This is a genomic window from Deltaproteobacteria bacterium, assembly GCA_016874755.1.
In the GTDB taxonomy this organism is placed as follows: domain Bacteria; phylum Desulfobacterota; class Binatia; order UBA9968; family UBA9968; genus DP-20.
Map to the genome: position 1 here is coordinate 1 of VGTH01000078.1, position 13,635 is coordinate 13,635.

General features: G+C 57.2%; 14 protein-coding genes and 1 pseudogene. 2 read left to right on the plus strand and 13 right to left on the minus strand.

All coding sequences use genetic code 11. From position 1 onward, the window contains the following. Window positions 1-189: 189 nt before the first annotated feature. Window positions 190-954, minus strand: a complete 765-nt coding sequence (locus FJ145_25910; GenBank protein ID MBM4264847.1) for an SDR family oxidoreductase — start codon at window positions 952-954, stop codon at window positions 190-192. A gap of 155 nt (window positions 955-1,109) precedes the next feature. Beyond that, window positions 1,110-2,156, minus strand: a complete 1,047-nt coding sequence (locus FJ145_25915; GenBank protein ID MBM4264848.1) for a hypothetical protein — start codon at window positions 2,154-2,156, stop codon at window positions 1,110-1,112. A 121-nt stretch (window positions 2,157-2,277) separates the two neighbouring features. On the opposite strand from FJ145_25915, the gene FJ145_25920 reads away from it, so the two are divergent. Together FJ145_25920 and FJ145_25925 are read left to right on the plus strand one after the other, a co-directional pair. After that, a complete protein-coding gene (locus FJ145_25920) occupies window positions 2,278-3,111 on the plus strand; it encodes an alpha/beta hydrolase (GenBank protein ID MBM4264849.1) in 834 nt (277 codons plus the stop codon). Then, the gene (locus FJ145_25925; GenBank protein MBM4264850.1) at window positions 3,012-4,280 is read left to right on the plus strand and encodes a hypothetical protein; all 1,269 of its coding nucleotides are present in this window, start codon (window positions 3,012-3,014) and stop codon (window positions 4,278-4,280) included. Before FJ145_25920 ends, FJ145_25925 begins: the two co-directional genes overlap by 100 nt. 10 nt (window positions 4,281-4,290) lie before the next feature. On the opposite strand, the gene FJ145_25930 is transcribed toward FJ145_25925, so the two are convergent. The 11 genes and pseudogenes from FJ145_25930 to FJ145_25980 all read right to left on the minus strand — a co-directional run bounded on the left by FJ145_25930 (window position 4,291) and on the right by FJ145_25980 (window position 13,506). Beyond that, entirely contained in the window at window positions 4,291-5,478 is a 1,188-nt protein-coding gene (locus FJ145_25930) for a Gfo/Idh/MocA family oxidoreductase (GenBank protein MBM4264851.1), read from the minus strand. 40 nt (window positions 5,479-5,518) lie between these two features. After that, window positions 5,519-5,752: a type II toxin-antitoxin system RelE/ParE family toxin gene (locus FJ145_25935; GenBank protein MBM4264852.1), complete on the minus strand. Its 234-nt coding sequence runs from the start codon at window positions 5,750-5,752 to the stop codon at window positions 5,519-5,521. A 3-nt stretch (window positions 5,753-5,755) separates the two neighbouring features. Then, window positions 5,756-6,013 (minus strand): type II toxin-antitoxin system ParD family antitoxin, encoded by a 258-nt coding sequence (locus FJ145_25940; protein MBM4264853.1) that lies wholly within the window; start codon window positions 6,011-6,013, stop codon window positions 5,756-5,758. Window positions 6,014-6,364: 351 nt separating this feature from the next. Further along, window positions 6,365-6,658, minus strand: a pseudogene (locus tag FJ145_25945) (hypothetical protein). A gap of 103 nt (window positions 6,659-6,761) precedes the next feature. After that, window positions 6,762-6,938 carry a hypothetical protein gene (locus tag FJ145_25950; GenBank protein ID MBM4264854.1) on the minus strand — a complete coding sequence of 59 codons (177 nt, stop codon included), beginning with the start codon at window positions 6,936-6,938 and terminating at the stop codon, window positions 6,762-6,764. A 49-nt stretch (window positions 6,939-6,987) separates the two neighbouring features. After that, window positions 6,988-10,242: a tetratricopeptide repeat protein gene (locus FJ145_25955; protein MBM4264855.1), complete on the minus strand. Its 3,255-nt coding sequence runs from the start codon at window positions 10,240-10,242 to the stop codon at window positions 6,988-6,990. A gap of 370 nt (window positions 10,243-10,612) precedes the next feature. After that, window positions 10,613-10,975 (minus strand): hypothetical protein, encoded by a 363-nt coding sequence (locus FJ145_25960; protein MBM4264856.1) that lies wholly within the window; start codon window positions 10,973-10,975, stop codon window positions 10,613-10,615. 31 nt (window positions 10,976-11,006) lie between these two features. Beyond that, entirely contained in the window at window positions 11,007-11,402 is a 396-nt protein-coding gene (locus FJ145_25965; GenBank protein ID MBM4264857.1) for a RidA family protein, read from the minus strand. A gap of 352 nt (window positions 11,403-11,754) precedes the next feature. After that, the gene (locus tag FJ145_25970) at window positions 11,755-12,261 is read right to left on the minus strand and encodes a hypothetical protein (GenBank protein MBM4264858.1); all 507 of its coding nucleotides are present in this window, start codon (window positions 12,259-12,261) and stop codon (window positions 11,755-11,757) included. Between the two features lie 145 nt (window positions 12,262-12,406). Further along, window positions 12,407-12,568 (minus strand): transposase, encoded by a 162-nt coding sequence (locus FJ145_25975; GenBank protein ID MBM4264859.1) that lies wholly within the window; start codon window positions 12,566-12,568, stop codon window positions 12,407-12,409. 113 nt (window positions 12,569-12,681) lie between these two features. Then, complete coding sequence (locus FJ145_25980; GenBank protein ID MBM4264860.1) at window positions 12,682-13,506, minus strand: IS110 family transposase; 825 nt, start codon at window positions 13,504-13,506, stop codon at window positions 12,682-12,684. Window positions 13,507-13,635: the final 129 nt, after the last annotated feature.

Below are 13,635 nucleotides of genomic sequence, written 5' to 3' on the forward strand. Positions count from 1 at the left end.
CCTCAGTGTGCTTTTCTCTCATCGGCGTATCCTTTCCTGCCTGCGCCAACAGGCAGCCTTTCGTTTTTAGATTCGCGAAAGGGTACGCCTACCTATTTCCTATTTCCACACGCTTTGATCATAGCTCCGCACTCGTCGTTTGCATTCTAGCGTTAACACCAGACCCTAGACGCTAGACGTCAAGCGCTTCTAATGTAAAACCGCTCCGCCGTTGACCAGAATCGTCTGGCCAGTCACGAACTTGCTTAAGTCGGAAAGCAAATAAAGCGCCGTCCCAACCAAATCTTCCGGCTCTTCGATGCGTTTGAGAATTCTCGTCGACGCCGAGCGCTCGTAGTTTTTCACCGCTTCGTCCGTGGCTTTTTCTTCGCTCATGGTCGAGCCCGGCGCCAACGTGTTGACGCGAATGTTATCATTGCCCAGCTCGCGTGCGAGCACGCGGCTGAAACCGACCACGGCCGCTTTGGATGTCACGTAATGCATCATCGTCAAACCGCCGTTGAACGCCATGTTCGAGGAAATATTAACCACGCTGCCCTGCTTACGCTTTTGCATAGCCGGCACGATCGCTTTGCTCGCCAGCCACAATCCTTTCACGTTCACCGCCATGATGCGATCCCAGGCTTCTTCGGTGATATCTTGCCACGTGCCCTTCTCCGCCGGCACGCTCATGAAGATCGCCGCGTTGTTGATCAAGCCGTCGATTTGACCGCAGGCTTCGAGAGTTTTCTTGGCCATTTCTTGGCAGCTAGCGGAATTCGCCACGTCGACTCTGGTTGCCAGAGCTTTGCCGCCCTTGTCTTTGATCGCCTTGGCGACACCGTCGGCAGCCTTTTCGTCAATGTCTGCCGCTACCGCAGTTCCGCCCTCGCGCGCGATCCCCATGCAATACGCTTTGCCGATGCCGTGGCCGCCGCCGGTGACCACAACTACCTTGCCATCAAGTAAGCCCATCGAGAATTCCTCCGTGGCTAACTTCTATCGCAACGGCCGATCTTTGTTCAAGCTGTGAATCCCCTCGATGCAGCCTCACGGGCTTACTCGGGGAGCCGGAGGTGCCGCCGACCTTTCCGGGTAGCGCGCAGCGCGTGTCGAGGGAGGCCGCTATGTCACGGTTTCAAAATCTTTTTCAGCTTCGCCTTGAGATCGGCCGGCAACCCGAAAAAGTCCGTAACCATTTTTTGCACTTGCGCCGTCGACACCGGGTCGATGTCGAGCTTGCCTTTTTCGGCGTCGGCAAGAAACTCTTTGTCGGTAAAAGTCTTGGCCAGCGCGGCTTCAAGAGCCGCAGCGCGATCCGCCGGCGTCCCCGGGGGAACCGTGTACACTTTGGCAAACTGATTGGGCGCCCAGGCACCGAATCGCAAAAGTTGCTGCTGCTCGTCGGTCTTGGCGATCTGCGGAATGGTTGGCACGTTTTTCACCGGCAGCGCAGCGATCGGATGGTCGCCGACCTGCGCCAGGATGTGCCACTCACCGTTTTTCACTCTGTCCAACGAGGTCACTTTGGTCGACTCCCAGCTATTGAAAAAGCCGTCCAGCTCGCCGCTTTCCATCGCTAGCCGCACATCGGCCGTGCCTTTGTAGCCGCTGACGACCTTGATGTTGGCGCCCAACAGATCGCGCAGCAGCATCGGTCCTTGCTCGACCGTGGATCCAGGAATGCCGCCAATCGTCAGTTGCTTGGACTTGGCGCCCATGAGGTCGTCGAAGCGGGTGATCCCGCTCTTTTTGGTGGACAGCAGCAAATAAGTCTCGCCAATCGGCACGCCGAGAAAGCGAAACTTGGCAAGATCGAACTGCACCGCCGGGTTGCCGAAAAGCTGTTCCAGAATAATTTGCCCGCTGAAGTTGCCGATCACCGTACCGTCTTTCGGCGCGGCGTTGTACATATGATTGGCGAGAATCACGCTGCCGGCACCGGCCATGTTATCCACCACGATGCTCGGATTGCCGGGGATGTGTTTGTGCAGATGGCGACCGATCAGACGCGAATAGGCGTCGTAACCGCCGCCGGCGGAAAAGCCAACGATGAGGCGAACGGTCTTGCCGCGATAAAAGTCGGCGACTTTGTCGTCCGCCGCGGCCGCCCAGGATTGAGCGACGGATCCGGCCCACAGCGCTATCACCAATATCCACAAAAAAAACTTTTTCACAGTTACCTCCTAACAACAGGGTTCCCTAGTTTCGGTATCACCGCGATCAAAGAGCGTCAACCGTCGCTTGAGCCCAACAAATTGCTCTCAATAGGCTGGACACAAGAATAAGGGTACGATAATGACGGAACAAGATCGCGAGGTGTCTGTGGCCAATCCGCAAAGCAAATTCACCGAAGTTCAAGGCATCAAATTGCGTTATCTAGAATGGGGCAACGCCGGCAAGCCGGATCTGTTGCTCGTCCATGGCTGGACCAGTTTTGCGCCGAGCTGGAATGGCGTCGCCGACTATTTTCAAGATCGTTTTCACATCGTCGCACCCGACCTACGCGGCCATGGCGAATCGGACAAGCCGATAACAGGATATCGTCTGCGCGACTTCGCGGAAGACATTCGCCAACTCATCAAGAATTTGAGCTTGAACAAGCCCGCCTACGTCGGCCACTCCTGGGGCGGCAACATCGGCACGATCCTGGCGGCCGATTCACCAGCGATTATCTCTCGCGCTTTTCTCGAAGACCCGGTCTATTGGAGAATGATCCATGCGTTCATGACCGCGCTGCCCAACGCGCTGGCAAGGCGCAACAAACCCGAAGCGGAAATTCGCGCCGAAGCCAAGCAGAAAAATATGTCCAAGGCCGACGAGGACATGGAGGTTTACCGCAATCATCATTTTTCCGCCGACGCGCTCACCCGATTGCTCACCGACAACCGCGACTGGGCGTTTGGCTTTGAAGATTTTTTCAAACGCATTGCGGTGCCGACGAAAATACTCGTCGCCGATCAAAAAGTCGGCGGCGCGATCATGCGCGAGGAAATGAGCTATCTCGAACGGCTTGCACCGCCGCAGGTGCGATGCGAGTTTTGGGAAGGCGTCGGTCACGGCATGAAAGCGGCGAAGCCGGCGGAATACAACCAAGCATTGGAGGCATGGCTCAACGCCAAAGGCGCATGAAGCGAAAGGACAAGCCAATTTCTAGCCTCAACGATCCACAGGCAGCAAATCCTCAAGCACAGACAAAGAAAACCTTTCAGCACATCCTAATTAACACCGCATTGGTCCTGCTGAGCGTCACGCTCGCTATGGCGGCGTTCGACCTCACCGTTTATCTTTTGCCGAAGGAGCGTTTGCCCGGTCCACTGCGCGACGTCGTTCAACAAATGGAGATAAGCCGCGGTACCCAGTACATTGACCATCCCGAGTTGGGCTTTACGATCAACCCTGCCAGCGACTTCGTGTTTCCTGGCAGCGAGTTTCGGTTTCGTTTCCACACACCTTTGGACTATCCCGATGCCGGTTTTCGCGGCGGCACCCGGGGCGGCCCAGTCTGGGGAGCTGTCTTTGGCGACTCGTTTACCTTCGGTGCCGGCGTCGAACTGCACGCGACTTGGGTTGCCCGCCTGGCAGAACTAACGCAGCGAGAGATCCTTAACTTTGGCGTGCCCGGACACGGGCCCTATCAATACACCAAAATTTTTCAGAAGTTCGGTGCACCGCTTCGGCCGAAGGTTGTCTTCTACGCCCTTTTCACCAATGATCTTAAAGACGCACGTCGTTTTGAAGGGGTTCACACCAGCAAGAGCGCCGGGTTTTCGATCAAGCGGTTTCTAAAATTCTACTCCGTCAGCCACAACGTATTTCGAAATCTTGGCAGCGCGCTCCGTCGCAAGCCCAAAGACTCCACGTGGCACGGTGTCGGCGTCAAACTAGTCAACAGAAGACTGCGCGATCCCTACAGCATTCCCGACGAGGAATTCGCTGCATCGTGGGAAGCAATCACTGTGCAGATCGAGCAGGCCGCCAAAGACGCCGAACGCATCGGCGCCACCTTGGTTTTTCTCTATTTCCCGTCCAAAGAAGAGGTCTATTGGGAACTCGCAAAAGATAAATTGAAAGCCACCCCGGGGTTTGCAGAACGCATCGATCGCCTCAGAAACACGGCATTGCAGTACTGCCAAACACGCAAGCTCTTGTGTTTGGACTTGACGCCGTCGTTGAAAGCGCGAGGCCTAGCCGGCGAGGCACTTTATTTCCCGCTGGACATCCACTGGAACGAGAAGGGCAACTCGTTAGTGGCGCAGGAAATTCACAACTTCTTAGCAGCAAAAAAACTGCTGCCGTAGTTTTTCACATTCACTCCGGGCTCGGCACCTGATGCGACAGCGTGATTTCTTTTCGTTTCTCGGCCGATTCCAACATCGCCAAACAGACTTCCAGCGTCGCCGCGCCCCAGCGCCCGCCGTGGAAAACCGGCCGGCCTTTGACCACCGCATCGTATAATTCTTCGACCTCCGCTTCGCGGCCGCGGCTGCCGGCCGGCAGCGTGATCTCGCGCTGCTCGGTTTCGCCGTAAATTTTCAAGCCGTCGGGTGTCTGGCGGATATCGCCCTTCTGGCAGCTCACCATGGTGAAACCGAAAAACGGCTGCTTGCGCTCGCCGGTCCAAACATGGCTGTACTCGCCTTCGCGCTGGCCGCCGAAGCGCATGCCTTCTTTCAATTGTTCTTCCTCTTCCGGCGTGCGCACTTCGCGGAGCTTTCTGCGGACGTTCAAATTGGTCTGCGGCGCGCGGTGCTGGCCGCCTTCGCCGACCCAATTGAACAACTCCGCCGTGTCGAAGAAACCGTAGCCGCTGTAGACCAGCGTCGCCGGCGTGCCGTCTTCGAATTCCAAATAACAAGTGTAGCTGCCCTCCCAGCCGCGCGCTTTGTCCCAGATGCCGGTCATGGCGCGCACGCTGCGCACCATGCCGCCGCCGATCAAGCGCACCACGTCAACGTGGTGCGGCCCCTGATTCAGCACCACACCGCGGGTCATCGCCAGCTCGTGCTTCATGCGCGGCCGGTACATGAACTCGTTGTAGTTCCAGGTATTGATCATGCAGAGCTTGCCCAATTCCCCGCCCTTCACGATCTCGCGCATCTTGCGGATCGGCGGATCGAAACTGTGCGTGTGGCCGCAAAGCAATTTAACGCCATATTTCTCCGCCGCTTCGTTCATGGCGTCGCACTCGGCAAGGTTCATCGCCATCGGCTTTTCGACGATGATGTGCTTCTTATTTTTCGCCGCGCAGATGGCGTGCTCGGCATGGAGCGAATTGGGCGTGGCAATGTACACCGCATCGATATTGGGGCTGGCACACAGATCCTCGACGCTGGTGTAGCCTTCGCCTTTATACTGTTCGCGAAACTTAGCCACCGCATCGCCGCGCATGTCCGCCGCAGCGGTAATTTTAATAAACGGCAATTTGGCGATCGGCGGCATGATCTGCGTGCTCGCCACCCCGAGCCCCGCCATGCCTAAACGAAGTACGTCACCCATAAACAACTCCGGAGTTTTTCTTTATTTTCCCCGCACCGTATCATATGCTTCGAAAATTGCTGTAATGTAACTTTGGGTTTGTTTTCGCCGCAACTTGGGGCGAATTATGGTCGCAGGCGCGACCTAAATTCGGATTATCAGCGAGGCGCTGACAGCATTGTTCGAGCTCGTCGATGTAGCGGAGTGTTTGTTCTTCACCCCAAGTGCCGAGTGTGTGGTTGGCTATATCCAGCAGGTCACGCTCCGCACGATTTGAAAGGCGAAAAACGGCCACCGTTTAGCGCCGCTTCTTAGCAAGCTTGAGTTTCCGCCTAACCCGGTCAAACGGATTGCCTGAAGCAATTCCGCGGGCGTCGCCTTCATCGATGGCGGTGCGTAACGCCGCAAGTTTGGTTTCGTATTCCTTCTCTTCGCGCTCAAGTGTCCGCAGCGCGGCGCGAATAACCTCACTGGCGTTTTCGTAACGGCCGCTCTCGACTTTCGCGACAACGAACTTGTCGAGCTCATTGGTCAGATTCACATTACGTGTTGGCATGGCCGTTCCTCGGTTCCCTCATGATTTCAAAAGAAGATTACCAGAGTTGGCAAAGATTGCCAATGCATTTGAGCGATGATCTCCAATGAGGTTCGCGGGTGGGGTTCCCGTAGAGCGCGTCGCTGCCATGAGCGGCGGGTGTAGCCCGCGCCGATTGAATATTGTCGCGTCGCTCATCACACTATTGGCGGTGGCGATCGCCGTTTGGGCTGTGATGCCCGGAAAATCCTAAAAGGTAGGATCATCGAAAATGGCTCGCGCTATTCGGTGCGCGGCCAATTACATAGGTGCGCATCGCGCCAGACAATCAACTGCGCTCTAGGTTCTCCATTCCGGCAGCAGCTGGTTAAACTAACGCGCGCCAGCGCGCCGATAAACATATTCGCGCAGCGCGCTGTTGATCCGGGTTTGGTAACCTTCCCCTTTGGGAGCGCGGGTTTTAAACCAGTCGATCAGGTCAACATCGAGGCGCAGGGTTAGTTGCTTTTTTACGGGGCGAAAAAACACCCCGCGTCGCGCGCCGCTCAAATCTCTTTGCTCCGGCAAGGCTGCCGTGTTGATCCGGTTGTCTGGTAACGCCGCCAAAGCTTCGAGCTCGGCTTTTTGCTTTCGCGACAATGGCTTAGAATTGCCCTATTTCTTCATAGGCTTTCCTTTCATGTGAGGTTGCTTTGCGGGCAGCAGAAGAGCTCGTCCATCTAGTTGTCCCGCAGCGGCTCCCCACTCGCGTGCTCTCTCTGGAGCTGAATTACCGGCGGCTCATTCCGAGTGAAGGTCGCCTTCGGTGGTGCCGCACAACCAGAACCCGGACAACATCGTCAACAACTCTAAATAGAAAGTGATATGGAAACCGATCCAGGTTTACTCGCCGGATGTCGCGCTCACGAATCGAGAAGTGTTCTGGGTTTTCCGCAGCGTTCTCCATGAACAGCCGCAGCTCAGCGTAGAATTCGTTGGCAAGCTCATCGAAATGGTCAATGCCCCAATTTACTTGCCGCGTCTTCAAGCAAGGCGAGATGTGCTTTCAGGTTGGCGCTCCGGATTGCGAGCGTGAGCCGCTCGAGTTCTTCCGCCAGTTCCGCCCCACGTTCGCCGCGACCGCATCGGACCAGCGCCCGCGCTCTGGCAACGAACAGGTTGGACCACGGCAGAGGTTCGGCGCGAGTGTAGTCTTCGAGTGCGTCGGCGTACCGCTCAGCCCGATTCCAATCTTGGAATGTGAGCGCGGCCTCCATGCCGTCGCGATAGAACCAAAAATAATTGTGGCTAACGCAGCCGTTTTGGAGAACCCTCTCCGCCTCGCTGAAAAGCGCCGATCGTTGCCCGGATTCGTCGGTTAAATGTGCCGCATTGGCCAGAACGAGAGGACCGAAAAACTTCGGTCCCACTTCGCGAATCACGCTTAGCGCCTCATCGATATGCCGCCGAGCTTCCTCGCGGTTCCGCTCCGCCGCCGAGATCTTAGCGAGAAAACAAAGCCCTTCGGCAACGAAGTTGTTTGCCCGCAGCCTGCGCGCGAGTGCCAGCGCTTTGTCAATCAGGCTGCGCGCGGAAGCAAGATTGGACTGCTCGATCTCCGCGAAGCCCGCCACTAGGCAACCGAGCATCTCGGCGCGGTTCTGGCCGACGTTGCCGGCCATTTCGGCGGCCGCGAGCCCGTCCTCACAGGCTTCTTTGATTTCGTTGAGATACATCCGGCTCCAACCGATCATGTGGCGATTGGCAACTTCGATGCGACCGAGCCCTAGTTCCTGGCAAAGCGCCACGCAGTCGCGAAAATAGCCACAGGCGGTGCGCATCCGCCCGGCTAAGTAAGAAGCGTCGCCCATACCGCCGAGGGCGCGTGACTGCCACTCGCGCGAGCCGGCGCACTGGGCGAATTCCAAGGCGAGTTTATGCTGCACCAGACAATCATCGTAGCGGCCGGAGGGGAAATACAGATTGCCACGAAGATGGTGAATTTCGGCCAACATACGCGGCGGGCCGTTGGCCGCGGTGCTCTCGGCTTTTTCCAGTGCCGCAAGCGCGTCGGCGGGTCGATCGGTGACACGGAGCCCTTCGGCCAGGCCGATCCAGGCTCGGGTGCGCTGGCGCTCGTCGGAAGATTCGGCAAGCGCTTCTTCGAAAGCGCTGATGGATTTATCGACTTCGCCCAACCCTCGCAGCAGGTCAGCGCGAAAACATAGGATCTCATGGCGCACCTGGTCACGGGCGATCTCCAGGCCGCGCTCTGAAAGACGCAGCGCCGCGTCATGCCGGTATGAGCGCGCCTCTTCATTGGCTGCGGTGAGATAGGCAGCGGCGGCGCCGTTATCCTGGGCGCGATCCAAGTGTTGGGCCCACAATGCTAGGTCGCGCGTGGCAAACCATGCCGCGGCGCGCCGATGCAGCGCGGCGCGGCGTCTTTTCAACAGCGACGAGTAGACGCCGTCTCGCACTAAAGCGTGAGTGAACAGAAAGCCCGGCCCCTCGGGGCGCACCAGGAAATGGCGCATGAGCCCGCTGCAATCGTACTTCGGTTTGTCGATCAAATGGCGCAGCTCAGCCGTGGAGAATCGCTGACCGAGGACTGAGGCGGCCTGCAACGCCAGTCGGTCGTCGGGCTCGAGATTATCCATGCGCGTGAGGACGATGCTTTGAATCGAGCCGGGTATTTCACTTTCACTGATCTCCTCGGCGCCGCGCAAAAGCTGTTCGAGGAACAAGGGATTGCCGCCAGCGCGCTGCACGCAGCTCCTGGCGAAAGGTTCCGTGGCGTTGAAGTAGTCGCTGGCAAAGCGCAGCGCCTCGTCCGGACGAAGCGGTCCGAGATCGACGGTCGTCAACGAGGCGCCGGCGGCCGCGGCGCGCCAGTTGGCATCGATGGGATCGCCCTCGATGCGCGATGTCATCACGAGCAGTACCGGATGGCTGGCGCAGGCCGCGGCGATGCGGGCGAGAAATGATAGGGTTGAACCATCGGCCCAGTGAATATCCTCGATCGCGATCACCGTCGGCGTAGCCGCCAATTTACCGATAAGATCTCCGATCAGCTGCTCTTTGCCAGCGCTGCGCGTGGGATTGTCCATGGCGTCGTAGAGCGAACGAAGTTCGGTCGGCTGGGGCAGGTCCAACAGGTCATTGAGGTAGACCTGCTGATCGGGATCGACGATGCTTTGCGCAATCGCGTCGGCAACCGCAAGCGCTTGCGCCGCGACATCGGCATTGACCGCAATGCCAAGCAGTCCACGGATCACCGTTGCGATGGCGTCCAAGCCTCTGCCCGTGCCGAAATCGAGCACCAAACCTCGTTGCCAATGGCAGCCCCGATTCAAGGCGAGTTTGTAGTATTCTTCGAGCAGTCGAGTCTTGCCGATCCCTGGTTCGCCTCGCACTAGCAATGTCTGACCACGTCGTTCCGATAGGCAAACCTCGATCATCGCGGCGAACTGGTTCAACTCTCCGCGGCGGCCGACGAACGGCAGGCGATCGGCCAGGTCGTCGCTCCGGCTTTCGCCATTCACTTGCCAAATCGAGACGGGCTCGGAGAGTCCCTTGATCTTCACGGCGCCGAGCGGCGTGCAGTTAAAACGGGTTGCCGCGATGTCATGCACTGCTTTCGAAATCAGCGTCTCGCCTGGGGCGGCGCGGTCCTGAAGCCGCGCGGCAAGATTTACCGAGTCGCCGATGACTGTATACTCGCGATGCGTCTCGCTGCCGGTGCCGCTCGCCACCACCGTGCCGCTGGCGATGCCGATATGGGCTATAAGGGGCGGATCGAACTTGGCGAGAGCCTCATGGATGGCCATGGCCGAGCGTATCGCCCGCTCCGGATCGTCGCTATGAGCGGTAGGTGCGCCGAAAACCGCCATGATGCCGTCGCCGATATGCTTGTCGATGGTGCCGCCGTAGGCTCGAATAACACCGTCGACCGCTGCAAAGTATCTGTTGAGTAGTTCGTGAGTCGCCTCCGGATCCGATTTCTGGGCCAGCGAGGTGAAGCCGGTCAGGTCACCGAATAGAACGGTGACTTGACGACGTTCGCCGTCGTCATCTTGTTGCGGGATGTTCTTAGGGTTTGTTTGGGTTTCTTTAGCCCAGGGCAGACGTGCGCCACAGCTCTGACAAAAACGATGAGCGAGATCGACCGATGCGGCGCACGATGGGCAAGTTAAGTCGAGCCTGGAGCCGCACTGGGCACAAAAGCGGGCATCTCCTGCGATTTCATATTCGCAGTTAGGGCACTGCATTCGCGCTAAAGCCCTCGCGTTCTGGGTACAGGATTATGTAAACGCCTTGGTCTCAGAGAATTACTATCTCAGGACTGGTAGTTGATTCAACATCGCTCCTTCTCAAACGGATAGTAACGAACTTTTTCTATGGGCCGCTGGCATATCAGATGGCTGAGGATTTTATCGAGCGAAGGCAGGGCCCCAAACAACTTCTGTAACCAATCCGGCCATCGTTAAAGCCATCCGTCATGGCGGCACGTTTCGAGAAGTGGCCGCAAGGCCGGGGACGTTGCACCCTTGGATGGCCTCAGGGCAAAGCGTTGAACTTTTGAACTTTGAACTGCCCGGCGGCGAAAGATAAAAATTCAGTGATCCGGCTAGAACGCTATCATTCACTCGGTACTAAGAGTTGCAGCTGATGGCCGTCCGGATCGTGAAAGTAGATGCAGTGGGGATCGCCGGAGCGGCCGAAGACTTTGATGCCGGCGTTCTCCAGCGTCGCTTTGACGCGCTCGTAGTCGCCTGAAGAAAGGCGCAGCGCCATGTGATTAACCTCGCTGCCGGCGTGGACATCGTCTTTGACCTCGAAGAGCGCAACGCCCTGAACGCCGCATTTCAAAAAACATTGCCACGAACGCTCATGGTCGACTTCCATGCCAAGGAAGTCGACGTAGAATTTTCTCGCGCGGGCGAGATCTTTGACGTGGAAAACCACGTGGTCGATGCCGGTGACTTTAAGGGGCGATTCCATAGTCCACCTCCGACATTTTAGTTTCGATAACCTAATCCAGGACGGCAATCGCCTGGATCTCCACCATCATCTCGGGGCGCGCCAGTTCTTTGATGCCGATCAGGGCGCTGGCCGGATAGCGGCCTTCCTGAAAAAATTCCTTGCGCAGCTGGGTGAAGCGGGTGCCGTTGGCCATGTCGGTGATAAAGACCGTCATGGTGACGATGTCGTCGAGCTTGCCGCCGGCTTTTTCCAGGGTCTGGCGGATGCGCGCAAAACTGTGGCGCACCTGCGCGTCGAAATCGCCGGCGAAGCTTTTGCCCGTCTCATCCTGAAACGCGCCATAGCCGGCGAGATAGAGCGTTGTGCCGCCGCTTATCTTCACCGCGGGCGAGTACGCGCGCTCGCGCTGGCGTTGATCGGCGGGGAAAAATTCACGTGTTGCCATAACAGCCTCGCTACTTCAGAAAAATTTTCTGATATTCCTGCATCTTCTCTTTAACTCATTGGCATCGAAGTCATCCATTTCAACCGCCTGAATCCTGGGAGTCATTTTGGACGCTGCTGACTAGATGGACAAACTTCTGAATAGTTACGCGTATGTGCGACAGTTATGGGGTTGATGGCGGCCGGAGGCAGACTCTTCCCATCGCGACTTTTCCCTCTGGCGACCCCAGTGTACGTCATATCAATGAATCATTTTACCTGAACGGTATCATGCCTGATCGCATACCATCATGATAGGGCTTTCATCGACCCAGTCAAAGCAGTGCGGCTGATGGGCGACTCCAACCATCCCGCTATCGAATCCCCATTTCCCTTTTTACTTCGTTCAGTATCGATGTATCTGCCACTTGCGAGATGGGAATGGTCTTTTCTAATTTTGCCCGCTGTAAGCCAATATTGATTGTCTCCCGCAGGACATCGTCACTCATGGTTCCATCGCTGCTATAAGCTGACCAATAGCCATTAATCTCTCTGCCCACGGTTTCGCGGTCCCTGCCGACCCACTTTGCTGCGATATCCGTTACTTCAGGTTTGTGCGTTTGAATATATTGAAGCGCCTCCATCGTTCTGTCCTGTCCCAGGATTTCGGAACACGAAAACCCGGCTAATAAGACCTGGTTGATCTTCTCGGGCGCTTTGAGCCGCTGCCTCTCTTTGTGATGCGCCGAGACGGCCTGTCGCCCACGGGCTCGGTAGTCCTTCATCCCGCGAACCTGACGGTAGTAACTGCTCCGCGATAATCCCAAAAGCTTCATCGCCTGTTTAACCGTGAGTCCCTCAGCTACCCGCGCCGCTTCCACCTCCGCCCAACTCGGCCTTAGCTTCTCGACAGCCGTTTTAAAAAACGGATCTCGACGGTCTGCTCACCGATCAGCTTCTGCAGTTCTTCGACCTGCCGCTCCAGCGCCATTTGCTCCCCCTGGCTGACGCTGCGCCTATCGAACGCTAACGCCGCTTTGCCGCCTTCGAACTTATCCCGCACCGATAGATCAGCCCCTCAGAAACTTGGTGCCGCCGTGCTATTTGCCCCAGCGGTTCCTTCTGACTGAGCGCTTCTTTCACGATCTGGTAACGCTTCTCCGCGCTCCATCGACTCGGTTTGGCCATTGCAAGGCTGAATTCCAGGCCCGTGGCTAGCGGCTACCTGGGCAGGTTTTCCTCCTGCAAGATGCCACGACATTGCCAAGCCGCAGCTCCCAAGTAACTCCAGCTTGCTAGATTCAGATAAGCGCCGGTTCGCGGGTACCTGGATCAATCGCAGTGAGTTGGAAGCCGAGCTCGGCAGCGCGCCGCTTGACGCTACGCAAGAGCCGGTCACGGTAACGTTCTTCGTAAGCAGCTTCTCCTTGATCGACGTAGCCTGCGCCGTGCTTGAGCATGCGGTAGATTATCCGAGATAATTTGTAAGCGGCCGCCGTGAGGGCTTTGGGGGCGCCAAGACGAGCTTTGAGGCGACGGAAGTACGCCCCGAGAGCGGACTGACTCTGATTGAGCGACTGTGCGGCCATACGTAGAGCCGCAGCCGCTCGATTGGCCGAGGGTTGGGTACGGCCACTGAGACGTTTGCCACCGGAGACCTTGTTTCCCGGAGCCACACCGAGCCATGAGCCGAAGTGTTTTTCTGTGGGCCAACGACCCATGTCAAGTCCTATCTCACCTATGACCGTCAGTGCGGTGTTCGCTTCGATGCTGTCAATTTGGGTCAGATCAACGCCAGTCATACGATAAAGATAATCGCGAGCATCGAAGGCAACCCCACCACGCCGGCGTTTGTGACGGCGACGGGCTGCCAGAGGAGCCTGCGGGCTTTTGTCTTCGAACTGTTGCAGACAAGTCTCGATCTGGCCGTCACAGGCAGTCATTTGCTTCTGATAGAACTCAACCAGTTCGACGGCTTGCTGCAGAGAAAATAGATGCTCTTTGCGATAGTGCCCTTCGAGCGCACGCGCCACCGTGGCCTCGGAGTTCTTGCAGCGCGGGTCGCGTAGTTTTGCCAGTTTGACTGGATCGCGCTCCCCCTTAAGAATGGCCTTGATGATCCCCATGCGAGCTATGATCAAAGCGTGTGGAAATAGGAAATAGGTAGGCGTACCCTTTCGCGAATCTAAAAACGAAAGGCTGCCTGTTGGCGCAGGCAGGAAAGGATACGCCGATGAGAGAAAAGCACACTGAGG

Excerpts from the sequence above, each read along its gene's own strand:
- FJ145_25925 (MBM4264850.1), top strand. The coding sequence starts at position 3,012 with ATGCGAGTTTTGGGAAGGCGTCGGTCACGGCATGAAAGCGGCGAAGCC.
- FJ145_25910 (MBM4264847.1), bottom strand. The coding sequence starts at position 954 with ATGGGCTTACTTGATGGCAAGGTAGTTGTGGTCACCGGCGGCGGCCAC.
- FJ145_25940 (MBM4264853.1), bottom strand. The coding sequence starts at position 6,013 with ATGCCAACACGTAATGTGAATCTGACCAATGAGCTCGACAAGTTCGTT.
- FJ145_25930 (MBM4264851.1), bottom strand. The coding sequence starts at position 5,478 with ATGGGTGACGTACTTCGTTTAGGCATGGCGGGGCTCGGGGTGGCGAGC.
- FJ145_25920 (MBM4264849.1), top strand. The coding sequence starts at position 2,278 with ATGACGGAACAAGATCGCGAGGTGTCTGTGGCCAATCCGCAAAGCAAA.
- FJ145_25980 (MBM4264860.1), bottom strand. The coding sequence starts at position 13,506 with ATGGGGATCATCAAGGCCATTCTTAAGGGGGAGCGCGATCCAGTCAAA.
- FJ145_25960 (MBM4264856.1), bottom strand. The coding sequence starts at position 10,975 with ATGGAATCGCCCCTTAAAGTCACCGGCATCGACCACGTGGTTTTCCAC.
- FJ145_25965 (MBM4264857.1), bottom strand. The coding sequence starts at position 11,402 with ATGGCAACACGTGAATTTTTCCCCGCCGATCAACGCCAGCGCGAGCGC.
- FJ145_25955 (MBM4264855.1), bottom strand. The coding sequence starts at position 10,242 with ATGCAGTGCCCTAACTGCGAATATGAAATCGCAGGAGATGCCCGCTTT.
- FJ145_25950 (MBM4264854.1), bottom strand. The coding sequence starts at position 6,938 with ATGGAGAACGCTGCGGAAAACCCAGAACACTTCTCGATTCGTGAGCGC.
- FJ145_25975 (MBM4264859.1), bottom strand. The coding sequence starts at position 12,568 with ATGGCCAAACCGAGTCGATGGAGCGCGGAGAAGCGTTACCAGATCGTG.